At 59.4% G+C, this 23390-nt stretch carries 27 protein-coding genes and 1 pseudogene; 15 read left to right on the top strand and 13 right to left on the bottom strand.

Annotated features, from left to right (window positions below; translation table 11 throughout):
• Nucleotide 1: 1 nt before the first annotated feature.
• On the bottom strand, nt 2–901 hold the full coding sequence (locus BLU71_RS06145) for a polysaccharide deacetylase family protein (RefSeq protein WP_083352556.1): 900 nt from the start codon (nt 899–901) through the stop codon (nt 2–4).
• A 133-nt stretch (nt 902–1034) separates the two neighbouring features.
• Nucleotides 1035–1982 carry an ABC transporter substrate-binding protein gene (locus BLU71_RS06140; RefSeq protein WP_083352555.1) on the bottom strand — a complete coding sequence of 316 codons (948 nt, stop codon included), beginning with the start codon at nt 1980–1982 and terminating at the stop codon, nt 1035–1037.
• A 406-nt stretch (nt 1983–2388) separates the two neighbouring features.
• Here BLU71_RS06140 and BLU71_RS06135 point away from each other — a divergent pair, with 406 nt between their 5' ends.
• Nucleotides 2389–2661, top strand: a complete 273-nt coding sequence (locus BLU71_RS06135; RefSeq protein ID WP_042606722.1) for a hypothetical protein — start codon at nt 2389–2391, stop codon at nt 2659–2661.
• A gap of 44 nt (nt 2662–2705) precedes the next feature.
• On the opposite strand, the gene BLU71_RS27460 is transcribed toward BLU71_RS06135, so the two are convergent.
• Nucleotides 2706–2852, bottom strand: coding sequence for a hypothetical protein (locus tag BLU71_RS27460; protein WP_165839201.1), 147 nt, complete (start codon nt 2850–2852; stop codon nt 2706–2708).
• 130 nt (nt 2853–2982) lie between these two features.
• Between BLU71_RS27460 and BLU71_RS06130 the strand changes: the two genes are divergently transcribed.
• A complete protein-coding gene (locus tag BLU71_RS06130) occupies nt 2983–3369 on the top strand; it encodes a DUF2784 domain-containing protein (RefSeq protein WP_065616151.1) in 387 nt (128 codons plus the stop codon).
• On the opposite strand, the gene BLU71_RS06125 is transcribed toward BLU71_RS06130, so the two are convergent.
• Nucleotides 3366–3893, bottom strand: coding sequence for a DUF3087 domain-containing protein (locus BLU71_RS06125; RefSeq protein ID WP_065616150.1), 528 nt, complete (start codon nt 3891–3893; stop codon nt 3366–3368). The two genes, BLU71_RS06130 and BLU71_RS06125, sit on opposite strands and share 4 nt — an antisense overlap.
• A gap of 222 nt (nt 3894–4115) precedes the next feature.
• Here BLU71_RS06125 and ppnN point away from each other — a divergent pair, with 222 nt between their 5' ends.
• Nucleotides 4116–5489, top strand: a complete 1374-nt coding sequence (gene ppnN, locus BLU71_RS06120; RefSeq protein ID WP_042606719.1) for a nucleotide 5'-monophosphate nucleosidase PpnN — start codon at nt 4116–4118, stop codon at nt 5487–5489.
• Nucleotides 5490–5671: 182 nt separating this feature from the next.
• Here the strand turns inward: ppnN and BLU71_RS06115 are convergent, their stop codons facing one another.
• Both BLU71_RS06115 and BLU71_RS06110 read right to left on the bottom strand, forming a co-directional pair.
• Entirely contained in the window at nt 5672–7075 is a 1404-nt protein-coding gene (locus tag BLU71_RS06115) for an FAD/NAD(P)-binding protein (RefSeq protein ID WP_083352554.1), read from the bottom strand.
• Nucleotides 7076–7639: a helix-turn-helix domain-containing protein gene (locus BLU71_RS06110; RefSeq protein ID WP_065616148.1), complete on the bottom strand. Its 564-nt coding sequence runs from the start codon at nt 7637–7639 to the stop codon at nt 7076–7078. It abuts the gene before it with no gap.
• Between the two features lie 85 nt (nt 7640–7724).
• On the opposite strand from BLU71_RS06110, the gene BLU71_RS06105 reads away from it, so the two are divergent.
• From BLU71_RS06105 to BLU71_RS06075, 7 genes are all read left to right on the top strand, one after another.
• On the top strand, nt 7725–8660 hold the full coding sequence (locus BLU71_RS06105) for a DMT family transporter (RefSeq protein ID WP_083352553.1): 936 nt from the start codon (nt 7725–7727) through the stop codon (nt 8658–8660).
• Nucleotides 8661–8906: 246 nt separating this feature from the next.
• The gene (locus BLU71_RS06100; RefSeq protein ID WP_083352552.1) at nt 8907–11825 is read left to right on the top strand and encodes a monovalent cation/H+ antiporter subunit A; all 2919 of its coding nucleotides are present in this window, start codon (nt 8907–8909) and stop codon (nt 11823–11825) included.
• Nucleotides 11825–12169, top strand: coding sequence for a Na+/H+ antiporter subunit C (locus BLU71_RS06095; protein ID WP_016775082.1), 345 nt, complete (start codon nt 11825–11827; stop codon nt 12167–12169). The genes BLU71_RS06100 and BLU71_RS06095 overlap by 1 nt, the downstream gene beginning before the upstream one ends.
• Entirely contained in the window at nt 12166–13845 is a 1680-nt protein-coding gene (locus BLU71_RS06090) for a monovalent cation/H+ antiporter subunit D (RefSeq protein ID WP_042606714.1), read from the top strand. Before BLU71_RS06095 ends, BLU71_RS06090 begins: the two co-directional genes overlap by 4 nt.
• Nucleotides 13842–14330 carry a Na+/H+ antiporter subunit E gene (locus BLU71_RS06085; protein ID WP_083352551.1) on the top strand — a complete coding sequence of 163 codons (489 nt, stop codon included), beginning with the start codon at nt 13842–13844 and terminating at the stop codon, nt 14328–14330. The genes BLU71_RS06090 and BLU71_RS06085 overlap by 4 nt, the downstream gene beginning before the upstream one ends.
• Complete coding sequence (locus BLU71_RS06080) at nt 14327–14605, top strand: K+/H+ antiporter subunit F (protein ID WP_042606712.1); 279 nt, start codon at nt 14327–14329, stop codon at nt 14603–14605. Before BLU71_RS06085 ends, BLU71_RS06080 begins: the two co-directional genes overlap by 4 nt.
• Entirely contained in the window at nt 14602–14964 is a 363-nt protein-coding gene (locus BLU71_RS06075; protein WP_083352550.1) for a Na+/H+ antiporter subunit G, read from the top strand. Before BLU71_RS06080 ends, BLU71_RS06075 begins: the two co-directional genes overlap by 4 nt.
• Nucleotides 14965–15093: 129 nt before the next feature.
• Here BLU71_RS06075 and BLU71_RS06070 read toward each other — a convergent pair whose 3' ends face one another.
• From BLU71_RS06070 to BLU71_RS06055, 4 genes are all read right to left on the bottom strand, one after another.
• Nucleotides 15094–15534, bottom strand: a complete 441-nt coding sequence (locus BLU71_RS06070; protein WP_064363488.1) for a DUF3995 domain-containing protein — start codon at nt 15532–15534, stop codon at nt 15094–15096.
• A 92-nt stretch (nt 15535–15626) separates the two neighbouring features.
• Nucleotides 15627–16643, bottom strand: coding sequence for an ABC transporter substrate-binding protein (locus BLU71_RS06065; RefSeq protein ID WP_083352549.1), 1017 nt, complete (start codon nt 16641–16643; stop codon nt 15627–15629).
• 125 nt (nt 16644–16768) lie between these two features.
• Entirely contained in the window at nt 16769–16966 is a 198-nt protein-coding gene (locus BLU71_RS06060) for a hypothetical protein (RefSeq protein ID WP_083352548.1), read from the bottom strand.
• On the bottom strand, nt 16963–17433 hold the full coding sequence (locus tag BLU71_RS06055) for a hypothetical protein (RefSeq protein WP_039763128.1): 471 nt from the start codon (nt 17431–17433) through the stop codon (nt 16963–16965). Before BLU71_RS06055 ends, BLU71_RS06060 begins: the two co-directional genes overlap by 4 nt.
• Nucleotides 17434–17832: 399 nt before the next feature.
• Between BLU71_RS06055 and BLU71_RS06050 the strand changes: the two genes are divergently transcribed.
• Nucleotides 17833–18105 (top strand): hypothetical protein, encoded by a 273-nt coding sequence (locus tag BLU71_RS06050; RefSeq protein ID WP_042606707.1) that lies wholly within the window; start codon nt 17833–17835, stop codon nt 18103–18105.
• Nucleotides 18106–18154: 49 nt separating this feature from the next.
• Nucleotides 18155–18394 carry a DUF2789 family protein gene (locus BLU71_RS06045; protein WP_064363491.1) on the top strand — a complete coding sequence of 80 codons (240 nt, stop codon included), beginning with the start codon at nt 18155–18157 and terminating at the stop codon, nt 18392–18394.
• A 6-nt stretch (nt 18395–18400) separates the two neighbouring features.
• Here BLU71_RS06045 and BLU71_RS06040 read toward each other — a convergent pair whose 3' ends face one another.
• The 3 genes from BLU71_RS06040 to BLU71_RS06030 form a co-directional block, all read right to left on the bottom strand.
• A complete protein-coding gene (locus BLU71_RS06040; protein ID WP_042606705.1) occupies nt 18401–18604 on the bottom strand; it encodes a hypothetical protein in 204 nt (67 codons plus the stop codon).
• A 108-nt stretch (nt 18605–18712) separates the two neighbouring features.
• Nucleotides 18713–19936, bottom strand: coding sequence for a methyl-accepting chemotaxis protein (locus tag BLU71_RS06035; protein WP_419866580.1), 1224 nt, complete (start codon nt 19934–19936; stop codon nt 18713–18715).
• A gap of 608 nt (nt 19937–20544) precedes the next feature.
• Nucleotides 20545–20949, bottom strand: a complete 405-nt coding sequence (locus BLU71_RS06030; RefSeq protein WP_016775095.1) for a TraR/DksA family transcriptional regulator — start codon at nt 20947–20949, stop codon at nt 20545–20547.
• Nucleotides 20950–21458: 509 nt separating this feature from the next.
• Here BLU71_RS06030 and BLU71_RS27245 point away from each other — a divergent pair.
• The 3 genes and pseudogenes from BLU71_RS27245 to BLU71_RS06020 form a co-directional block, all read left to right on the top strand.
• Nucleotides 21459–21572 (top strand): annotated as a pseudogene (locus BLU71_RS27245) (MurR/RpiR family transcriptional regulator); the annotation flags it as partial.
• Nucleotides 21573–21638: 66 nt separating this feature from the next.
• A complete protein-coding gene (locus BLU71_RS06025; protein WP_064363493.1) occupies nt 21639–22244 on the top strand; it encodes a glutathione S-transferase in 606 nt (201 codons plus the stop codon).
• Between the two features lie 2 nt (nt 22245–22246).
• The gene (locus BLU71_RS06020) at nt 22247–23350 is read left to right on the top strand and encodes a DNA alkylation repair protein (RefSeq protein WP_083352546.1); all 1104 of its coding nucleotides are present in this window, start codon (nt 22247–22249) and stop codon (nt 23348–23350) included.
• Nucleotides 23351–23390: the final 40 nt, after the last annotated feature.

Here is a 23390-nt window from a genome sequence, read left to right as displayed (position 1 = left end):
CTCAATGTGCGTCGTGATCCCAGATCCAGTTCCACATTCCGGGCAGATTCACCGGTTCAGCGCTTTCCTGGACAATACGCGCCAGCGCAGCTTTTTCCAGCGCGGCCTGATCGTCGTAGAACGGCTTGTCCGCCAGTCTGACCCCGGTTGCCGCCGCGCTATCGAGCAGAATCTGCAGATATTCCCGGGTGTGGCGCGCCGTGTAGCGATTGAGATCATGGAACGTCACCACCACCGGAATCACACCGTCCACCGTCGGCAATTGACCAACGGCGATGCGTTCGCGCACTTCGGACAACTGCCGCAGCATATTCGCGCGACGCCGGGGACTGGCATTGAAGCCCCAGACCTTGCCGTCATTGGCGCTCACATCCGTGAGCAAAACCTGCAAGCCGTGCTTCTGGTAGGCCGCGAATGTGCGTTTGTCATAGTTCCAGAATGGCGGGCGCAACAGCTTGGGCGGCGCTCCAGTAATAGCTGCGATGTCGGCGCTGCCTTCGGTCAGCGACTGCTCCAGTTCTTGCGGATCGAGCGAGCGATGGTTGGTGTGCCAGTGAGTCGCGGTGTGAAAGGCCAGAATATGCCCCTCGGCGTGTTCACGACGCATCAAGCTGCGACCGATCTCGCTGTCACCTGCCCGAGGCGCCCGGGTCTGCACGAAAAACACGGCTTTGATGTTTGCCTGCACAGCGCTGCTTTTGAGGCTGTCGAGCACCGTGGCCGTGGGGTTCCACAAACCTGAATCGCTGGGGCCATCATCGAACGTCAGGAGAAAACGTACGGGTGCCCGGGACTGCAGGCGGGTTTCGGTTTGCGCGGTCATTTCGACCGGCGCGGCGATGCAGCCGGCCAGACCGAACGCGACGAGCGCAGCACAGAGAAGTTTGCATCCGGAAGTCATGTTTCGCCCTGAGTCCGGCGATAGCCGTCGTGTTGTCCAATGGCAAAACTCCCTCGCCCTTGTCCTTTCCTGCGCTGCTACCAGCGAGCGCAGGTTGGATAAGGTACACAGGGTTTGGTTCCGATGCTGGTTTTCAGTGAGTCAAGGCTTGTTGAAACGAAGTGTCGATGATGCCTGCCGTCGCCAGCGGTGCGGGCAGTGCTTTGACTTTGAACAGGAAGTCCGCCGTGCTCTGCAGATCCGCTGCCGCCTGCTGATCCACCGGTCCGACGCTCATGTGCGCCTGGCGCAACCAATGCCGCGAGACCGTCTGATCGAGATTGGCTTTTTTTGCCCAGAGGTCAGCGTACTCGTCGGTATGGTGATCAACCCAGGCTCGCGCTTGTTTCAATCGTCCGAGAAAATCGGCAATCGCCGCACGCTTGCTGTCGATGGAAGGAGTCGAAGCCGCGATGGCGCTCAGCCCTGGCATCAGGTTTTTCGCCGTCAGGATCGGCCGAGCGCCAGAGAACACGATCTGTTGCGAGATATACGGTTCCCACACCGGAAAGGCGTCGATGCTGCCCTGCGGCAAAGCGGCGGCCGCGTCGATCGGCATCAGCTTGACGAAGTCGACGTAGTTTTCCGGCAGACCACCCTGCTCCAGAGCGCGCAAGGTCAGTTGCTGGCTCCAGGCTCCGGGCCAGTAAGCGACTTTTTTCCCCTTGAGGTCGGCGATGGTTTTCACCGGCGAATCCTTGGGCACCAGTAAGGCAATGGTGTCGGGGTTCTGCCGCGATACGCCAATCAGTTTCACTGGTGCCTGTTTGGCAGCAAGGAAAAGGAAACCGGAATCGCCGAGAAAACCCAGATCCAGCGAGCCGGTTTGCAACGCTTCAGCGAGCGGCGCGGCAGCCTGGAAGTGTTTCCAGTCGACTGTGTAAGGCGCGTCTTTCAACACACCTGAGGCTTCGACCGAAGCACGGATGTTGTAGTAGTTCTGATCGCCGACGTGCAGGACTAAAGGCTCCGCGGCGTAGGCCAATGGCGAGATCAACAACGCAATGGTCAGCGCGCGGCGTAGGAAACGAGACAGCTTCATGGCGAGTCCTGCAAATGAGATTTGCATAGACCATAACGCTCTTGAATTTAATTTTTAAATTCTAATTTTGCATAACGTAATCACGGTATTGCGCACCGTCGAGGCAGACTGGCGGGCGAGCAGTTGAACGAAGGATCGACTAAATATCTACCGACTCGGCGCGTTATCCGAACATGCCTTGCATTGATTCCTCAGCGTTACAAAAAGTGTTTCAACCGCGAAACAGCCTCGATAAAACAGCCGTTTGAGCGAATCAACCGCCTGTCTGACATTTCGACTGTCATACATACATTTTCTCGCGCTGCGGATAGCATGCGCGCCGCCTTTCCGATTGGTATACCAGTTGACCAAAGAGTCAAAGAGATCAGGAATCCATCAACAACTTTCAAGCCTTGCAGAGAAATAAGTGAGCGACGATTTTGCAATCAAACAGGTCAGCGGCCTGAAGTGTGTCCATCTGTCCAAGACAGAACGCCTGGAACTCGACTGTTTTATCGGCCATTACATCAAGACCCGAAACCTGCACAGCGTGCCCGACATCGAACGCACCTTGCGCAGCACCCTCGAGGGTTATCCCGGCCATCCGCCGGTGATGGTCAATGAGCTCAATGCGTGGATCGATCGAACGTTGGGGTATCGAGCGACATACCCGGACTTCACGCAGCTGGAAGACCTCTGAAACGCGAAGAGCCCCGCTGATGCGGGGCTCTTCGTATGCGCCGTTCAAGGCTTCAGAGGACGCTCCTGATCGCGCTCCGACAGCTCGCGGCTGTCATCATGCTTCCAGGTTTTCTCCTCCCTTCTCTTCTGCCGCTCGATCTCGGCCTCTGTCGGCTCATCTTCATCGGGACGCGTTTGCTCGTTCGCCATGTGCATCTCACCTCTGAACAAGTTGATCATTGTTAAAGGGTAGAACACTTTTCCTGATCCGAATTCACCAAGGAATTTTGTCTCGCGCGGCGTACCATAGCGCCATTCATCTTCACGTCAGGAAGACGCCATGCTGTACCGAATCGCCGCCGACGGGCTGGTGCTGTTTCACTTGAGTTTCATCCTCTTCGTCCTGCTCGGCGGGCTGTTGGTGCTGCGCTGGCCACGGCTGATGTGGCTGCACCTGCCAGCGGCAGGCTGGGGCGTGGCGGTCGAGGTGTTGCACCTGACCTGCCCGCTGACCTACTGGGAAAACCTGATGCGCCACGCGGCCGGGCAGACCGAATATGCCGGCGGCTTCATCGAGCATTACATCTGGCCGATCATCTACCCGGCAGGTCTGACCCCGCAGATTCAACTGGCGCTCGGCAGCGTGGTACTGGCGATCAACCTGATCGTCTACGCGCGACTGCTGCGCTCATGGAAACTGCGCCGCGCCCGGCGCATTCCGTTTTAACGCGAGGCCGGTTTCAATGTCTCCAGCCATTGCGGGTCGAAGCGTGGCTGGTGTGGATCAAGGCCCTGCGCCTGCATCCGCGCCTTATGCTGTTCGACTTCGTCACGCAATTGGCCGTGATCGCTCGAGTTGCCGTCCAGCTCGTGCATCTGCAGCAATCCCAAGTGGTAGAAACGCAACACCTTCATCGCCGTCGGATCATCGCTTTGCACTGCCGCTGTCACCTGATGCATCACATTGGTGATGCTCATCAGGTTGCGCTTGAGGCGCCAGCCATACACGGCTGGTGCCATCCAGGTCTGATGCCAGAAACGTCCGCGCAACAGCGCTGCCGTCAGCAGAAACGCCACGAACACGCCGCCAACATTGAAGCGCAGATTATCCCCATCGGGCTCACCGAACACTGCCACCGCGACCGACGAAAACAGCATCGCCAGCAACAGGAACAGCACCGCGATGATGACTGTGCTGCGGCGCGTCTGCTGGCGAAAGGTAGCGGGGTCCATCGGCTGAATCTCGAACATCGAAAATGACTTCCCTGAGTGACAAGAGGCGCAATGGAAAAAACTCGCCGGCGCATTATCGCATCGCAGCGGGTTTTAGCTATGCTGGGCTCCTTTTCATCTTTTCAGCGTCCAACGGGGACATGGCGGTACAGCGCAGATCGTGCCATCTTCATTCATGGATACACACTATTCGGATGCCCTCCGCTGCGTTGCGGAAGGCATCGTTTTAAGGATCACTGCATGACCCAACGACACGTAATCAATGCCTCGGTCAGCCCGAAAGGCAGTCTGGAAACCCTTTCTCAACGTGAAGTCCAACAACTGAGCGAAGCCGGATCCGGCAGCACCTACACCCTCTTCCGCCAGTGCGCCCTGGCCATCCTCAACACCGGCGCGCATGTCGACAATGCCAAGACCATTCTCGAAGCCTACAAAGACTTCGAAATCCGTATTCACCAACAGGATCGCGGGGTGCGCCTGGAGCTGCTGAACGCTCCGGCCGACGCGTTCGTCGACGGCGAGATGATCGCCAGTACCCGCGAGATGCTCTTCAGCGCTCTGCGCGACATCGTCTACACCGAGAACGAACTCGACAGCCAGCGCATCGATCTGAGCAATTCCCAGGGCATCAGTGACTATGTATTCCACCTGCTGCGCAACGCGCGCACCCTGCGCCCGGGCGTCGAGCCGAAAATCGTGGTGTGCTGGGGTGGCCACTCGATCAACACCGAAGAGTACAAGTACACCAAGAAAGTCGGCCACGAACTGGGCCTGCGCAGCCTCGACATCTGCACCGGTTGCGGCCCGGGCGTAATGAAAGGCCCGATGAAGGGCGCAACCATCGCCCATGCCAAACAGCGCATTCACGGCGGCCGCTACCTCGGCCTGACCGAGCCGGGCATCATCGCTGCCGAAGCGCCAAACCCGATCGTCAATGAACTGGTGATCCTGCCGGACATCGAAAAGCGTCTGGAAGCCTTCGTCCGTGTTGGACATGGCATCATCATCTTCCCGGGCGGCGCCGGTACTGCCGAGGAGTTCCTCTACCTGCTCGGTATCCTGATGCACCCGGGCAACGAAGGTCTGCCATTCCCGGTGATCCTCACCGGGCCGAAGCATGCCGCGCCGTATCTTGAGCAACTGGATGCGTTCGTCGTCGCAACACTCGGCGAAGCGGCGAAGCAGCATTACGAGATCATCATCGATGACCCGGCCGAAGTGGCGCGGCAGATGACCCAGGGACTGAAAGCGGTGAAGCAGTTCCGCCGCGAGCGGAACGATGCGTTTCATTTCAACTGGCTGTTGAAGATCGACGAGGGCTTCCAGCGTCCGTTCGATCCGACTCACGAAAACATGGCCAATCTCAAACTGCACCGCGACCAGCCACCGCATGAACTGGCGGCCAATTTGCGTCGAGCGTTTTCCGGCATCGTCGCCGGCAACGTCAAGGACAAGGGAATTCGCCTGATCGAAGAACACGGGCCGTATCAGATTCGTGGTGATGCGGCGATCATGCAGCCGCTGGATGCACTGCTAAAGGCCTTTGTCGCCCAGCACCGGATGAAGTTGCCGGGTGGCGCGGCATACGTGCCGTGCTATCGGGTGGTTGCGTAATACCTTCAGGCACCACGCAACGAATGTAGGAGTGAGCCTGCTCGCGATCGCGGTCTATCAGTCAGCTTTTATTGACTGAACCACCGCTATCGCGAGCAGGCTCACTCCTACAGGGGCTGCGGTGTGGCGCAAATTGTTTTCACAACCTCAATATCCTGTAGGGGCGAGCCACAGGGAACGCATCAATCCCTCAGACTCTTCACCAACCGCCCTGCCAACGCTTTAGCCTGCGCCGCGACATCCGTCACCGCCGTACTCTCCCACCACATCCCGCGCAACGGCGGGCCCATGGCAAACAGCTGAGCACTCACGCGCCCATCGGCATCCAGCACTGCGCCGTCCACAGCGGCGATCCCCAGCGCCAACGGCCCCGCCTGCACCAGTCCCCGCGCCAGCAACTGCTGCGGCAACGGCCGAGCAACCCGCCGCCAGTCGTATTCGATGCCGCTGGAGTTGATCAGCGCCGCACCACTCACGACGCGTGTTTCAGTCTCACCGCGAGGACGGATGCGAATGGCCACAGCATCGCCACTGCCCGGCTCAAGCCCCTTGAACGAAGCGGCATGAATGCGCAAGCGCCCTGCCTTACTCAGCCGCTCGATCAACTCGGCACTCAGCGGCGGCGAGCGATGGTGATGGCTCTCCCACCACGGCCGTACATGCCGTACGAATTGTCGACGCTGCACGTCAGTCGCCTGACTCCAGAGCCGTCCAATATGCGCGCGAACCGTATCCAGTGGTGCCTGCCAATCGATGCCTTGGGCGATGGCATCGCGACAGTGCCGACGCAGTTCGCGCAACAACTGGCGCGGCGTACGGATGCTGTGATCCTGCGCCAGAAAATCCACCCAGGCTGGCGGTTGCCGACGAACATGGGGCAGCAACCCATGCCGTGAAAACACTTCGATCGGCCCGCGATGCCCGGCCTGCTCCAGCGACACCACGGCATCGACCATGGTCAGACCGGAGCCGATGATCAGTACGGTGGATTGCGGATCGAGATTGCGCATGGCCGCCACATCCCAAGGATCGAGGGCGGCGGCATTGAGTCCAGTGGATTGCGTCTGCGGCGTGCGGGCGGCGGGGAACATGCCGGTGGCGAGGACGGCGCGGGAACCCTGCAAAAGCTGACCATCGCTCAAGGTGAGCTTCACTGAAGCGGGATCAACTTGCAGGTCGACGGCCTCGGCACAGATGTGTTCGACAGTCGAACCTTGCAGCGCACCCACTTCCCTGGCCTCTGCAAGCCGGTGCTGTACGTAGACACCGAACAGCCCACGAGGTGGAAACAGGTCACTGACCGGCACATCCTGCTCAGCCGACTCCGGCCAGCCGCCAGCAGCAATATGCGCGCTCAACCACTGCGTCAGATCATCAGGATTATCCGGGTCGACGCTCATCCGCGCAGCGTTGCCGTTAAGCGTATGCCCCAACTCGACAGCGCTGTAGGCCTCCCCCCGCCCCAGTTCAGTACGCGACTCGACGATCAAAATTCTTCGTTGTCCAGGCAGACGTAACAATTGCACCGCCAGCATCGTGCCGCTGAGCCCGCCGCCGATGATCAGGATGTCCGCAGGCTGCTCCATTCAGATCACCACATTACGCACGAACCACGCTGCGACTTCGCCATCGTTGCGATAAGAATGCGGCTGATTGCTGGCGAACATGAAAAACTCTCCTTTATTGATGTGCTGCGGCTGATCGCCGAGCATCAGCGTCAAACAGCCTTCGAATACGTAGATTTGCTCGCTCCAGCCATCGGCGTCTGGTTGCGACGGGTAGACCTCGCCCGGTTGCAGACACCACTCCCATTGCTCGACTTCGCGGGTCGCGGTGGCCTTGGACAGTAGCACGGCCCTGCTGCCGGTAATCGCGCCCGCCCAGGCAACCTCGTTGATCCGGCTCGGGTCGCGCGCATCGGGGGCTTGAATCAGATCGCTGAAGGCCACGTCCAGCGCTTCGGCGACGCGATCAAGCGTGGTCAGGCTGACATTCTTCTCGCCGGCCTCGATCGCCACCAACATGCGTCGGCTCACCCCGGATTTTTCCGCCAGCGCGGCCTGGCTCATGTCCGCAGCATGGCGCAGACGTCGGACATTCTGGCTGACGTGTTGCAGGACGGAGGCTCGCTGAGTCGAATCTTTGTGCACTATATTGCTCACTCGGTGGGGTTGGGCAGTATACTGCGCAACGTTGGCGGCATTGTGCGGCCTCTCTTTTACAGTGCGCAAGGTCATGATGTCGCCGAACAATTCTTCTTCCCGCATCCGCTTCTCCCGCTTCAGCAAAGCCGAGTGCGTGCTGGTGCTGATTACCATGATCTGGGGCGGCACGTTTCTGCTTGTGCAGCATGCCATGACGGTCAGTGGCCCGATGTTTTTCGTCGGCCTGCGCTTTGCAGCAGCGGCGGCAATCGTCGCAATGTTTTCCTGGCGTCACTTGCGGGAGCTGACCGTGTTCGAGGTCAAGGCGGGGTCGTTCATCGGCGTGGCGATCATGCTCGGCTACGGCTTGCAGACAGTCGGGTTGCAAACGATTCCAAGCAGCCAGTCGGCGTTCATTACCGCACTGTATGTGCCTTTTGTGCCCTTGCTGCAATGGCTGGTGTTGGGACGGCGACCGGGGCTGATGCCAAGTATCGGGATCATGTTGGCGTTTACCGGGCTGATGCTGTTGTCGGGCCCTTCGGGGGCGGCGTTGAACTTCAGTCCCGGAGAAATTGCGACATTGATCAGCGCCGTGGCGATTGCTGCCGAAATCATTTTGATCAGCACCTTCGCCGGGCAGGTCGATGTGCGCCGGGTGACGGTGGTGCAACTGGCGGTCACGGCGATGTTGTCGTTCCTGCTGGTAATCCCGACCGGTGAAGTGATTCCGGACTTTTCCTGGTTGTTGCTGGCGACGGCTCTGGGCCTGGGCGCGGCGAGTGCAGCGATTCAGGTGGCAATGAACTGGGCGCAGAAGAGCGTTTCACCGACTCGGGCAACGTTGATCTACGCAGGTGAACCGGTGTGGGCCGGGATCGTCGGACGAATTGCCGGAGAGCGTTTGCCGGCGATTGCGCTGGTTGGGGCCGGGTTGATTGTTGCAGCGGTGATTGTCAGTGAGTTGAAGACCAAGGGTAAGGTTGTTCAAACGCAGGATGAACTGGAGCAGGAAACGCTTGGTTGAGATCGGGAATCTGCCTTGCACGATAAATAGCTATCGCGAGCAGGCGCACTCCTACAGGTGAACGCGTTGCAAATTGTAGGAGTGAGCTGCTCGCGGTGAGGACTTTTGCGGCATCAAATCCGTCTCTGAAACAACGCTAAACACAAAATTCCAGACTACTTTGTAGGATTCTGAGACATCCTCGCGTTTGGTGATCGGGGAGCTGGCACGTATGATGCTTCACAAACTTCCGCAGATTAGAAGCCTATGTCCCTGATAGTTCTACTGCTTCTGCCATTCATTGGCAGCTGTCTGGCAGCTGTGCTGCCGCACAATGCGCGTAATGCCGAATCGCTGCTGGCGGGCCTGGTTGCCTTGATCGGCACCGTTCAGGTCGCGATGCTGTACCCGCAAATCGCCCACGGCGGCGTCATCCGCGAAGAATTCATGTGGTTGCCCAGCCTGGGGCTGAACTTCATTTTGCGCATGGACGGCTTCGCCTGGCTGTTTTCGATGCTGGTGCTGGGCATCGGCACACTCGTCTCTTTGTATGCTCGTTATTACATGTCGCCGGACGATCCGGTGCCGCGTTTCTTCGCGTTTTTTCTGGCATTCATGGGCGCCATGCTCGGTCTGGTGATCTCTGGCAACCTGATTCAGATCGTGTTTTTCTGGGAGCTGACCAGCCTCTTCTCATTCCTGCTGATTGGCTACTGGCACCACCGCGCCGATGCGCGACGCGGTGCCTATATGGCGCTGATGGTCACCGGTGCCGGCGGGTTATGCCTGCTGGCGGGGGTCATGATTCTCGGCCATGTCGTCGGCAGCTACGACCTCGACAAGGTCCTGGCCGCCGGTGATCTGATTCGCGCACATGCCCTCTACCCCGTTCTTTTGCCACTCATTCTGATCGGCGCGCTAAGCAAAAGCGCGCAATTTCCGTTTCATTTCTGGCTGCCCCACGCGATGGCGGCACCGACTCCCGTCTCGGCATATCTGCACTCGGCGACCATGGTCAAGGCCGGGGTTTTTCTCCTTGCACGTTTGTGGCCGTCGCTGTCGGGCAGTGAAGAATGGTTCTACATCGTCAGCGGTGCCGGCGCCTGTACGCTGTTGCTCGGCGCGTACTGCGCGATGTTCCAGAACGATCTCAAAGGTTTGCTGGCCTATTCGACCATCAGCCATCTGGGCCTGATCACTTTGCTCTTGGGCCTGAACAGTTCACTGGCCGCGGTCGCCGCGGTTTTTCACATCCTCAATCACGCCACGTTCAAAGCCTCTCTGTTCATGGCCGCCGGCATCATCGACCACGAAAGCGGCACCCGTGACATCCGCAAACTCAGTGGTCTGATCAAACTGATTCCCTATACGGCGACGCTGGCCATGGTCGCCAGTGCCTCGATGGCCGGCGTGCCGTTGCTCAACGGTTTCCTGTCGAAAGAAATGTTCTTCGCCGAAACCGTGTTCATCAACGCCACCGCGTGGGTCGAAACCAGCCTGCCGATCGTCGCGACCATCGCCGGCATGTTCAGCGTCGCCTATTCGCTGCGGTTCACGGTCGACGTGTTCTTCGGCCCCACCGCTACCGATCTGCCGCACACCCCGCACGAACCGCCGCGCTGGATGCGCGCGCCGGTGGAGCTGCTGGTCTTCACCTGCCTGCTGGTGGGGATTTTCCCGGCGCAGATTGTCGGGCCATTGCTTGCCGCTGCGGCACTGCCGGTTGTTGGTGGTGAGTTGCCGGAATACAGCCTCGCCATCTGGCACGGCTTGAACGCACCGATGATCATGAGCCTGATCGCCATGTCCGGTGGCATCGTCCTGTATCTGCTGCTGCGCAAGCAGTTCAAGCTCGGCCGCTTCAAGTACCCGCCGCTGGTGGGCCGCTTCAACGGCAAGCGGCTGTTCGAGCGCAGTCTGGTCGTGATGATGCGCATCGCCCGGCGTGTCGAGCGTCGACTCGGCACCAAACGTTTGCAGATGCAGCTCTTTCTGATGGTATTGGCCGCCGTCTTCGCTGGTCTGATCCCGATGCTGCACAGCAGCCTGAGCTGGGGCGACCGGCCGAAAATCCCCGGTTCGATTGTCTTCGTGACCCTGTGGCTGCTGGCGATTGCCTGTGCGCTTGGCGCCGCGTGGCAAGCCAAGTATCACCGTCTCGCCGCCCTGACGATGGTCAGCGTCTGTGGCTTGATGACCTGCGTGACCTTTGTCTGGTTCTCGGCGCCGGATCTGGCGCTGACGCAGCTGGCGGTCGAAGTGGTAACCACGGTGTTGATTCTGCTTGGCCTGCGCTGGTTGCCGCGACGTATCGAAGAAGTTTCGCCATTGCCGGGCAGCCTGCGCAAGGCGCGGATTCGGCGTCTGCGCGACTTGCTGCTCTCGGTTGCCGTCGGCGCCGGCATGGCCCTGCTGTCCTACGCCATGCTCACCCGACAGACGCCTAACCACATTTCCTCGTTCTACCTCAGTCGCGCCCTGCCCGAGGGCGGCGGCAGCAACGTGGTCAACGTGATGCTGGTGGACTTCCGTGGCTTCGACACCCTCGGCGAAATCACCGTCCTGGTCGCCGTGGCGCTCACCGTATTCGCCCTGCTGCGCCGCTTCCGCCCGCCCAAGGAAAGCCTGCAGTTGCCGGCCCAGCAGCGCCTGCTGGCACCGGACGTGGTTACCGATCTGGTCAACCCGCGTTCGGCCAGCGACACGGCACTTGGCTTCATGATGGTCCCGGCGGTGCTGGTCCGTCTGCTGCTGCCTGTCGCGCTGGTGGTGTCGTTCTACCTGTTCATGCGTGGACACAATCAACCGGGCGGCGGTTTTGTCGCCGGGCTGGTGATGTCGGTCGCGTTCATTCTGCAATACATGGTTGCCGGTACCCAGTGGGTCGAGGCGCAGATGAGCCTGCGCCCACTGCGCTGGATGGGCACCGGGCTGCTGTTCGCGACCGCCACCGGTCTCGGTGCGATGCTGGTCGGCTATCCGTTCCTTACCACCCACACTTGGCACATCAGCGTGCCGTTGCTCGGCGATATCCATATCGCCAGCGCGCTGTTCTTCGACATCGGCGTGTACGCCGTAGTGGTCGGATCGACGCTGCTGATCCTCACCGCCCTCGCCCACCAATCGGTGCGTGGTCACAAGACAGCATCGCTGCCCAAGTCCGTCGCCAGCAAAGGAGCCGTCTGATGGAAGAAGTCATCGCAATCGCCATCGGCATTCTCGCCGCGTCCGGGGTCTGGCTGATCCTGCGGCCGCGTACCTTTCAGGTGGTCATGGGCCTGTGCCTGCTGTCCTACGCGGTCAACCTGTTCATTTTCAGCATGGGCAGCCTGTTCATCGGCAAAGAGCCGGTGATCAAGGACGGCGTGACCCAGGATCTGCTGCACTACACCGACCCGCTGCCCCAGGCGCTGGTACTGACGGCGATCGTCATCAGCTTCGCCATGACCGCGCTGTTTCTTGTCGTATTGCTCGCTTCGCGCGGCTTGACCGGCACCGACCATGTCGACGGCCGGGAGCCTAAAGAATGATGGCAATGACTCACCTGATCGCCGCACCGATCCTGCTGCCGCTGCTGACCGCCGCGATCATGCTGATGCTGGGCGAGAAGCACCGGCCGCTGAAGGCGAAAATCAACCTGTTCTCCAGCCTCGTCGGCCTGTTCATTTCGGTAATGCTGCTGCAATGGACCCAGACCACTGGCGTGCCCGGCTCCATCGGCGTGTACCTGCCGGGCAACTGGCAGGCCCCGTTCGGCATCGTCCTTGTGGTTGATCGCCTGTCGGCACTGATGCTGGTGCTGACCGGGATCATCGGCGTCAGTGCCCTGCTCTTCGCCATGGCCCGCTGGGACGGCGCCGGCTCGAGTTTCCACGCACTGTTTCAGATTCAGCTGATGGGCCTGTATGGCGCCTTCCTGACGGCGGACCTGTTCAACCTGTTCGTGTTCTTCGAAGTGTTGCTCGCCGCCTCCTACGGCCTGTTGCTGCATGGATCCGGCCGCGCGCGGGTGTCATCAGGATTGCATTACATCTCGATCAACCTGCTGGCCTCGTCGCTGTTTCTCATCGGCGCGGCGTTGATCTATGGGGTGACCGGCACGCTGAACATGGCCGATCTGGCGATGAAGATCCCGCTGGTGCCGGAAGCCGATCGTGGTTTGCTGCATGCGGGGGCGGGGATTCTTGCGGTAGCGTTTCTGGCCAAGGCTGGCATGTGGCCGCTGAATTTCTGGCTGGTGCCGGCCTATTCCTCGGCCAGCGCGCCGGTGGCAGCGATGTTCGCGATCATGACCAAGGTCGGCGTCTACACCCTCCTGCGCCTGTGGACCCTGCTGTTTTCCGGTCAGGCCGGCGCCTCGGCTTTCTTCGGCGGCGACTGGCTGATCTACGGCGGTATGGCGACCATGGCTTGCGCAGGGTTGGCGATCCTCGCCGCACAGCGTCTGGAGCGCATGGCCAGCCTGAGCATTCTGGTGTCGGCGGGCATTTTGCTCTCGGCAATCGGCTTCGCGCAGCCGAACCTGATCGGCGCTGCGCTGTTCTATCTGGTCAGCTCGACCCTGGCGCTGAGCGCACTGTTCCTGCTGGCTGAACTGATCGAACGCTCGCGCTCGGCCAACGAAATCCCACTGGAAGACGAAAGCGAACTGCTGCCGCGTCCGCAGGAATCGCTGCAACCGCCCAAGGGCATCAACCTCGACGACGAGCAGAAAGCCGTGGTCGGCCAAGTCATCCCGTGGACCATGGCGTTTCTCGGTTTGAGCTTCATTGCCTGCGCACTGTTGATCATCGGCATGCCACCGCTGTCCGGATTCATCGGCAAGCTCGGCCTGATCGGCGCATTGCTCAACCCGCTGGGGCTTGGCACCGAGGCGCCGCTGTCTCCCGGCGCGTGGGGATTGCTGGCCCTGCTGATCCTGACCGGCCTGGCCTCCCTGATGGCCTTTTCGCGCCTCGGTATCCAGCGCTTCTGGACGCCGGAAGAACGGCCATCGCCATTGCTGCGCAAACTTGAATGCGCGCCGATTTTCCTGCTACTGGGGCTGAGCATCGCTTTGACTTTCAAGGCTGAACCGCTGCTGCGCTACACCCAGGCCACGGCCGATGCGCTGAACAATCCGCAGCAATATGTGCTGGCCGTCCTTGGCACGCGCGCGGTGCCGAGCCCGCAGGCCAGAGCCGACATGCTCGAGGTGCAGCCATGAACCGACTGTTTCCGGCTCCCTGGTTATCGCTGGCCCTGTGGATTCTGTGGCTGACCCTGAACCTGTCGGTCAGCCCGGGCAACCTGCTGCTCGGCGCCGCTCTGGGGTTCGCTGCGCCGCTGATGATGCGCAAGCTGCGACCTAAACGCGCGCGCATCCGTAACCCCATGGCCATCCTGCGCCTGTTCTTCCTGGTCGGCCGTGACGTGATCATGTCCAACCTGATCGTCGCCTGGGGCGTACTCAACGCCGGACGCCGCCCACCGCGATCATGCTTCATCAAAGTGCCACTGGACCTGCGCGATGCCCACGGTCTGGCGGCACTGGCGATGATCTGCACCGTGGTGCCCGGCACTGTATGGTCGGAACTGGCGCTGGATCGCAGCGTTCTCTTGTTGCACGTCTGGGATCTGGACGATGAAGCGCAATTCATCGAGCACTTCAAGAGCACTTACGAGCGACCGTTGATGGAGATTTTCGAATGAGCCCATTACTGTCGAATGCGATCCTGCTGACATTGTTTCTGTACTGTATGGCGATGGCTTTGACCCTGGTTCGGTTGTTCAAAGGCCCGTCAGCTCAGGATCGGGTTCTGGCGCTGGATTATCTGTACATCGTCGCCATGTTGATGATGCTGACCCTGGGTATCCGTTACGCCAGTGATACCTACTTCGAAGCGGCGCTGCTGATCGCACTGTTCGGCTTTGTCGGCTCGTTTGCCCTGGCGAAATTCCTGTTGCGTGGCGAGGTGATCGAATGAATGCCGAATTGTCTCTATGGGTCGAGATCCCGGTGGCGGCTCTGCTGGTGCTGAGCGGCGTTTTTACCCTGCTGGGCGCGACCGGGTTGCTGCGCATGAAGGACTACTTCCAGCGCATGCACCCGCCAGCACTAGCCTCGACAATCGGGGCATGGTGTGTGGCACTGGCGTCGATCATCTGCTTTTCAGCACTGAAATCCGGGCCGGTAGTGCATGCCTGGCTGATTCCGGTTTTGCTGGCGATCACCGTGCCGGTGACGACGTTGCTGCTGGCGCGGGCAGCGCTGTTTCGCAAACGTATGGCTGGGGATGATGTGCCAGCTGAGGTCAGTAGCCGCCAGACCGAGAGCGGAAGCTGAGATTTTGGCGGTGGCTATGACGCCGCCATCGCGAGCAGGCTCACTCCTACATTTTTGAGATGCGTTGCCATGTGTGAGCAAGCCTGCTCGCGAAGAGGCCAGTCGGGTCGTTGCAAATCCCGGATCAGCTCAGACCCAGGCCACCGCCAACAACCCCGCCCCCAGCAGCGCACACAACGGCGAATACACCCAGGTATCCAGCCGTGCGAATCGCGAATCCTTCACTTCCTTGAAAAAACCGACCAGATTCGAATCACCGATCGCTCGGGCAAACATCAGTAACGCAATCGCGCTGATGACCCACTGCAGTGCCTTGTGCTGCACCGCAGGCACTCCCCAACCGACCCGCATGCAAACCAGCGCCGCGATCACCAACAGCGCAGCGGCAACTAACAGAGTCAGCCAGCCTGAAGGCTTGAACGCTGGGCGCACAGTGGCGACGAAGCCAGACACCGGCACCTGCGGCACCACCACCGCAGCCGCCCATTGCCCACCCAACGCCCAATACACGTGCATCAGGCCGATTGCCGCGAAGACCGTCACCAGCCATTGAGCCAACACAAAGGTCATGGTTGAAATCCTTCAAAGGGATTTGAACAAACCATCGTAGTCGGATTTTTTGCCGGTGCACGACCGGTCGGCGGTGCGGTACTTTGTTCGCGTTATTTCAGATCAGCCGTCACCTTGTCGGCCACATCCTTGGGCAGCCACGCTTGCCACACATCCGGATGCGCTTTCATGAACGCCACCGCCGCCTCACGAGGCGCGGTGTGTTTATCGCTCATATCCGCCAGCGCTTTGTTCAACGGCTCGATCGGGAAATCAACCTTGCTGAAGAACTCGGCAATTTGCGGATTCTGTTTCTGGAATGGCGTCGATACGCCGATCGACAGCTTCGATGCCAGCGAGCGGGTCGGTTTCGGATTGGGATTATCAGCGTCGGTCAGCGTCTTCCACGCTTCGGCATCGAACGGTGGCTCTTGCAGCTGCACCAGTTTGAATTTGCCAAGCAGTGGCGTCGGCGACCAGTAATAGAACAACACCGGTTTACCGCGACGAATCGAAGAGCTGATTTCGGCATCCAGCGCGGCACCCGAGCCGCTGCGGAAGTTGGTGAAATCGTCCTGCAAGCCATACGCCGTGAGCTTCTGCTTGTTGACCACTTCCGAGGTCCAGCCGATCGGGCTGTTGAGGAAACGACCCTTGCCCGGGCTTTCCGGGTCCTTGAACACATCCTTGTACTTCTTCAGATCCGTGACACTGCGCAGATCCGGCGCCAGCGGCTTGATGCCTTTGGCCGGGTCGCCCTTGATCACGTATTCCGGCACCCACCAGCCTTCAGTGGCGCCTTTCACGGTATCGCCAAGGCCGACGACCTTGCCTTCTGCCTCAGCCTTGACCCAGACCGGACTGCGCCCCGCCCACTCTTCGCCGATCACCTGAATGTCGTTGTTGGCCAGCGCGGTCTCAAGGGTAATGGTCGTGCCCGGCAAGGTATCGGTCGGCAAGCCGTAGCCTTTCTCGACGATGATCCGCAACACCTCGGTGATCAGGCTGCCGCTTTCCCAGTTCAGGTCGGCAAAGTGGATCGGCGCTTGTGCAGCCTGCAGCGATTGCGCTGACGTCAGCAAACCAAAGGTGGCCACGCTGGCAGCCAGTAACCGTCGAAATCCGTTCATGCATCGCACCTCGTGCTGTTCACAGCAATGGCAGTTGGCCTGACAGAAACGCAAGCCTCTGAATGACTCAGTCAACTGACTTTAGCCGAGGTTCCTGCTTTTTCCGGGGTCTGCTGCGCGCGCGATTACATTTCAGACTTTTCCTGCAGGCTTTGCAGCTCACGTCTGACCATGCTGGCGTAAGCCGCCGGTTGCAATGCGTAGATCTGCGACGCCACCCAACTCAGCCAGGCACCTTGCAGTTCGGCTTTTCGGGCGAGCAGGCGCTGCGCTTCTGCACGTGCATTGTCGAGGTTTTGCGAATGGAATTGCGCGCGGCTCACTCGCTGGCCTTGAACGTGACCAGCTCGCCCTTGCGCCATTTGGCAGCTTTGGCGGTGACAGCTTTCAGGGTTTTGGTCAGGCCTTCCTGCAATTGTTCATTGGCGGCAAACACGGTGACGACGCTATGGCCTTCCTTGAACAGGATCGCGTGACCGTCGGCCGTGCTGACAAACGCGTAATCGCCCAGGCCGTAGACCGTCAGTTTGATGTCGCGAAAACGAATGTCCATCTTGCCGCCTTCACGGCTGGGCAGAACCGATGCAATGAAATGGTCGCCGACCTTGAGTTTGAGCCCCGGTTTGTCATCGACTACCAACGCACTTTCGGTATCGATTTCGGCGATGTAAATGCCTTCGGCGTTTTGCTCGGTGATGTAAACAAAACGTGATTGGAATTGCTTGACCAGCTTTGCACGCAAATCACCCAGCACGAACAAAGCATGCATATCGAGGTTACTGACTGCCAAAGAAACATCCCCACATTTGAAAAACCGCGCAGCGAAAAACGCCCACGGCAAAGAAACGGCCAGGCCGATGAAAACTGCAAAGACACTCAAAAACCCGACGCGAGCAAAGCGCTCTTGAATCGCGAGGTTCGTAGACTACTGGATTGTCATTAGTGAAACCCGCTCTGAAATCGCCAAACCTTGAAGGAAAAAGCCTCAAGTGCGACTAGAGCAAATCTGACTACGAACTTTAGGGAAATTTCTCACGAAAAAAAGCACTTTTCCGACATATCGCTGGCGAAAAATTGCTTTAGATAAGCCCGGTCGTCAGCAGGTTCTGGCGATTCTAGAGCAGCGATGCTCATTACGACTACCCGCAACGGCCGTTAAATTCAGGCCGACTGATGAAAAGGACTTCATATGTGCACCTTGACTCATTTCGCCACGTCGGCTGACGCAGGAATCAGCACACCTCTGACGGTGCAGGTTGCCGACCTCGATCAGCTTCCGACATCTTCTAACAATCACCAAACCCCGCACTTCCAAGTGGTGCCAGCGGGCATCGCCTTCTTTCATATCAAGGAAATATCCACGGGACGTGTCAGAGGTTTCCGCGGCAATCACAACGAAGCGTGCGCCCTCGCCCGCTCGCTCGAATCAAAAATCGAACTCCGCGCCAGCGCATGCCTCTGATAAGGAAGTGAGCGAACAAGCCCTATCGGCACCGACCCAGGAGTAGATGATGGAACTGCCAACCGAGCTTAACCTGACCACCCTTTTCGAACAGCTGGGCCTACCGGCCGATGAAGCGTCGATCAATGACTTTGTCGAAGCCCATCCGCTGGACCCGGATACCAAACTGATCGATGCCGGTTTCTGGACGCCCCAACAGGCGCAATTACTCAAAGAGTGGCTGCGTGCCGACGGTGAGGAAGCGGTCATTGTCGATGAGCTGAACGTACGTTTGCATCGCGGCAAATAAGGGCGATCAGTGCAGGCTGTCGCCGGGCTCGATGCTCAATTGTTCGAGCCAGGCAGCCTTGCACTCCTCCGCCTCATCGCGACTGGCGAAGGCTGTGCCGCGTCGCTCACCGTTGAGCAGAACCACCCAACACACACTGCGCCCCAGCGCACGTAATCCGGCCGGCACGCCGCTGCCGATCATCACTGCCACATCCACCCTGCACTGCATGTGCTCTCCGAATAATTAGCTACCTAACTAAGTCGGCAGAGTAATACTTTCCTTCGCGCGGAAACAGCAAGGGCCGTGCACAGATTCATTGCGCCAACGGTAACAATCTCAGCGCGGATTTTCCGGTTTGTAACCCAGACGCAACCCGCCCCAATGACGGCCCCTGATCATGATCGGCACCGACAAGTCATGCATCAGCTCACCCGTGTCGCGCGTGTAAGTCTGCAACAGCACCGGTTGTTGATGGCTGCCGCAACGGCTACCCGTGCGGTCACTGAATTTGCGCTTGGTGCGGTTATTCACCGTGTCGACCTGCACATCACCTGTCAACGGTTGGCTGAATGCCTGATTATGCGTCGGTACATAGCCCTGCTGCGTGCAGGCGATCGCGAACACCAAGCCTTCATGACGCGCTAACAGCGGTTCCTGAATCGCCGGCAAGACCTGATCGGTGTAACGATCGAACCGGGTCTGGAATTTGGCCGGTTCGGTGCCCGGAATCGGTTGGTAACTGCGGTCGAACAAATCATCCAGGCTGATCCGCCCCTGCTCGACATCCGCCTCGAAGCGCGCTGCGATCTGACTCGCACCTTCGCGCGCCAGGTCATAAATGCGCTGGTGATAGTCGTCCAGGCCCACCTCGGCCAAGCGTTCGCTGATGGTTTCCGCCTGCCCCTCCATCTGCACCGCTGCTTCTGCGAGGCGGCGGGTCTGTTGGTCGCTGATCGCCAGATCACTGCGCATTTGCTCGATTGCGCTGAACAGCGCATCAAGCTGTTGGCGATTGGTTTGCGCGCCGCGGGCGATTTCGCTGACCTGGGTTTCGACGCCGGCTGCCAGTCGTGCGATGTTCTCCAAATGCTGGCCGGTGTGTTCGACCTGTTCAACACCAATGTGCAGATCGCTCGACAACTCGCGAATCTGCGCCACCACCTGCGCGGTGCGTTGCTGAATGTCAGCAACCATTTCGCCGACTTCGCCCGTGGCCGCCGCGGTACGCGCCGCCAACCCGCGCACTTCATCGGCGACCACAGCAAAACCGCGCCCATGTTCACCGGCCCGGGCCGCTTCAATCGCTGCGTTCAAGGCCAGTAGGTTGGTCTGGCTGGCAATCGACTGGATCACCAGCGTCACGCGCTGAATGTCGTCACTGCGCACACTCAAGGCTTCGATCAATTCGCGGCTGGCATTGGCGCGTTGACTGAGTTGCTGCATGCGCGCAATCGAGTCGAGCAATTCGCTACGTCCCGCCGCGCTGCTCTGATGCGCTTCGCTGGCGGCGTCGAGCGCCTCGCGGCTGAGCTGCGAGGTGGCCTGCTCGGTGGCGATCATCACTTCGGCGTTGCTGACGATCTGCGCCGCCGCGTCGAGTTGCGATTCAAGTTTGCTGGCCAGCGCCTTGACCGAGAACGCCACGCCGGCGGCCGACAGTGCGTTGTGACTGGTGGTGTAGGAAAGATCCCGGGTCAGTGCAGACAATGCGCTCGCACTATCGACCGCAACAGTGGCAGGAACGTTGCGTGAACGCAGGCGCGGCAGCCAGACGATCAGCACCGCCAGCGGCATGCCGAGGTACAGCGACCAGTCGGTCAGGGCCACGCCGGCGAGCAACAGCATCAGGGCAATGCTTTGCAGGGCCGGTGCGATCCAGCGTTCTTTCGGCAAAAGCACTGGTGCAGGCAGCGCCGCAACCAGAGATCCGTCTCTCGTCATCTCTAACACCCCACGTTTGTTCTCATTGTTGTACCTGCATTAAACGCCACTACAACGCCATTATCCATGGTCCGTTAGTCGTGGGTCTGTGGCAGGTCAATGGAACGGTTCGGGAAGAGTGCAGACGAGCAAAAGCAAAGATCGCAGCCTTCAGCAACGCCCGTGTAGGAGCTGCCGGAGGCTGCGATCTTTTCAAGGCGCCCTGTTGAAAGGGTCACCCCACAGAATCAGGCCTGACGCTGGTGCTTGTCGATCTGCTCGTGACGCTCTTGAGCTTCGATGCAGTACTTGGTGGTCGGGCTGATCAGCAGGCGCTTGAGACCGATGGCCTCGCCGCTGTCGTCGCACCAGCCAAAGCTGTCGTCCTTGATGCGCTCAAGGGCTTGTTCCAGTTGCGGCAGCATGCGCTGGTCGCGATCGATCGCATTGACCAGCCAGGTGCGCTCTTCTTCAACCGAAGCCGCGTCCGCCGGGTCAGCCGGGGTGTCCAGGCTTTCGATGGCGATACGATTTTGCTCAATGCGCTCGTGGGTTTCGACTTTCATGTTCTGCAACAGCTCGGTGAAGAAAGCGTGTTGCTCTGCATTCATGTAGTCATCTGCCGGCATGGCCAGCAACTTGTCCTTTGTCATTGATATCTCTATAAAAAAACGTGCATTAAGGCGAATAAGGGAGCGTTTCGGCGAACCGTGGGGGCCGTCGAAAAGGCATCGTTTTATTGCAAACGCCACCCGGCACTCAATTTACGAGGGGCGGCAGTCTAAGGCCCGATCAAGACCTCAGCAACAGTAAATACAGGGAATTTGTCCGACAGGACCAGGAAACTGCTCTGACACAGGCTTCACATGGCCATCGGAGTGCGTTTATAGCAAGAAATTCAGTCGAGCGGCTGTATATAGAAGACAAACGGCTAACCCCACCGCGTTCGTACGCAATTTTCTACTATGCACTGCATCGTTTCAGCAAAGCAGAACTGCAAAAGCCCCCCTAATATCAGCCGCAACCCAGCAACATTGCGGCGAGAGAGCTTGCTTGAGTTGGGGCGAAGAGGCCCAGTGTTTTACATCCGGGGCCTGCTACGCAGTCCAGCGGGAGCAAGCGCCCTCGCCACAAGGTGATCGATCAGCCCGAAGGAAGACTTATGCCCCGCCCCGCTATGCCGGCTACCGACGAGCACTCACTCGCCAGCCCCCCGATCATTGCCGAGCGCCTGCTGCAAACGATTACCGACGAATACGACGCGCTGCCGCGCCAGACTGACAATTGCCTCAGGCTCGGCTAGGTTATGCGTTCCCACCGGTTCGACTTGAAGGAACGCGTCATGAAACTGATCGGCATGCTCGACTCCCCTTACGTGCGCCGCGTAGCGATCTCCGCCAAATGCCTGGGGATCGACCTCGAACATGAGTCGGTCTCGGTGTTCCGCCATTTCGAGCAGTTCCAGCAGATTAACCCGGTAGTCAAGGCGCCGACGCTGATCCTCGACGACGGCATGGTTCTGATGGACTCGACACTCATCCTCGACTATCTCGAAAGCGCATCCGGTAAAAGCCTGCTGCCGAAAGAATTGCCTCAGCGCGCCCAAGCCCTGCGCCTGATCGGCCTGAGCCTTGCCGCCTGCGAAAAAGCCGTGCAGCTGTATTACGAACGCAACCTGCGCCCGGCCGACATTCAATATCAACCTTGGGTCGAACGCGTTGAAGGCCAACTCGCCGCCGCGTTTACCGCGCTGGAAAAAGAACTCGAGCATCGTCAATTACCCATCGACGGCTCGCTCGCCCAGGATGGCATCAGCCTGGCGGTTGCCTGGAGCTTCACCGACCTTGTGGTGCCCGATCAGATCGACGCCGCACGCTATCCGCGAATTGCCGAATACACCGCCTACGCCGAAGGCACCGACGCCTTCCTCAGCACACCGATGAACTGACCATGAGCACCACCGACACCGCCGCTCCGGCGCTAAAGGAAATCTTCAACGCCGAGCGTCTGCAGCACATTGCTGATGAAATGAGCGCGGTGTACCCGGCATTCAAAGCCCAAGCGTTTCTTGAACATGCCAGCCGCGGGCTGGCCGAGTTGTCGGTGATGCAACGCATGGCCCGCGTCGCCGAAAGCCTGCATGCAGTGCTGCCGCTGGACTACGAAGATTCCCTCGATGTATTACGTGAACTCGCGCCACGCCTGAACAGCGGATTCGTCAGCATATCCCTGCCGCATTATGTCGCGAGCTACGGTGCTCACGCTTTCGATACTTCTATGGAAGCCCTGAAGTACTTCACCACCTTCGGCTCATCCGAGTTCGCCATTCGCTATTTTCTGCGCGCCGACCTTGAACGCTCGCTGGAACGGATGCATGACTGGACTCGCGACGAAAACCACCACGTCAGAAGATTAGCCAGCGAAGGCAGCCGCCCTCGCCTGCCTTGGTCGTTTCGGTTGGAAGCGGTACAGGCGGATCCGCAGTTGGCCGCCGGGATACTGGATCGGTTGAAGGCGGATGAGAGTCTGTACGTGCGCAAGTCCGTGGCGAATCATTTGAATGATGTGACGAAAGTGCATCCGCAGTGGGTGTTGGACACGATTGAAGGTTGGTCGTTGGAGAACAAGCACACGGCCTGGATTGCCAAGCATGCGTTGCGGAGTTTGATCAAACAGGGGGATTTGCGGGCGCTGACGGTGATTGGCGCGGGGGCGAAGGCTGAGGTTGAGTTGCTGGATGTGAAGGTTGAGCCGGCGGTGGTGAGGTTGGGTGAGGCTATTACTTTATCGTTTACGGTGAAGTCCACGGTGGCGCATGAGCAGCGGCTGGTGATTGATTACGCGATTGACTATGTGAAGGCGAATGGCGGGGGTTCGAAGAAGGTTTTCAAGTTGAAAACGGTGGAATTGCCGGGGTTTGGGGTCGAGCCAGTGCGGCGCAGACAGGTCATCAAGGATTTTACGACGCGCAAGCATTTTGCCGGACGGCATGGGGTTCAGGTGATGGTTAATGGAGAGGTGTTGGGTAGTGCGGCGTTTGAGGTTTTGATTTGAGCAGTGTTTATTGACCCAAAGGGTCGATAGTGGATCAGTG

The organism is Pseudomonas moraviensis (assembly GCF_900105805.1).
GTDB classification, from domain to species: Bacteria; Pseudomonadota; Gammaproteobacteria; order Pseudomonadales; family Pseudomonadaceae; genus Aquipseudomonas; species Aquipseudomonas moraviensis_A.
This window is presented reverse-complemented; position numbering and strand designations above follow the sequence as displayed.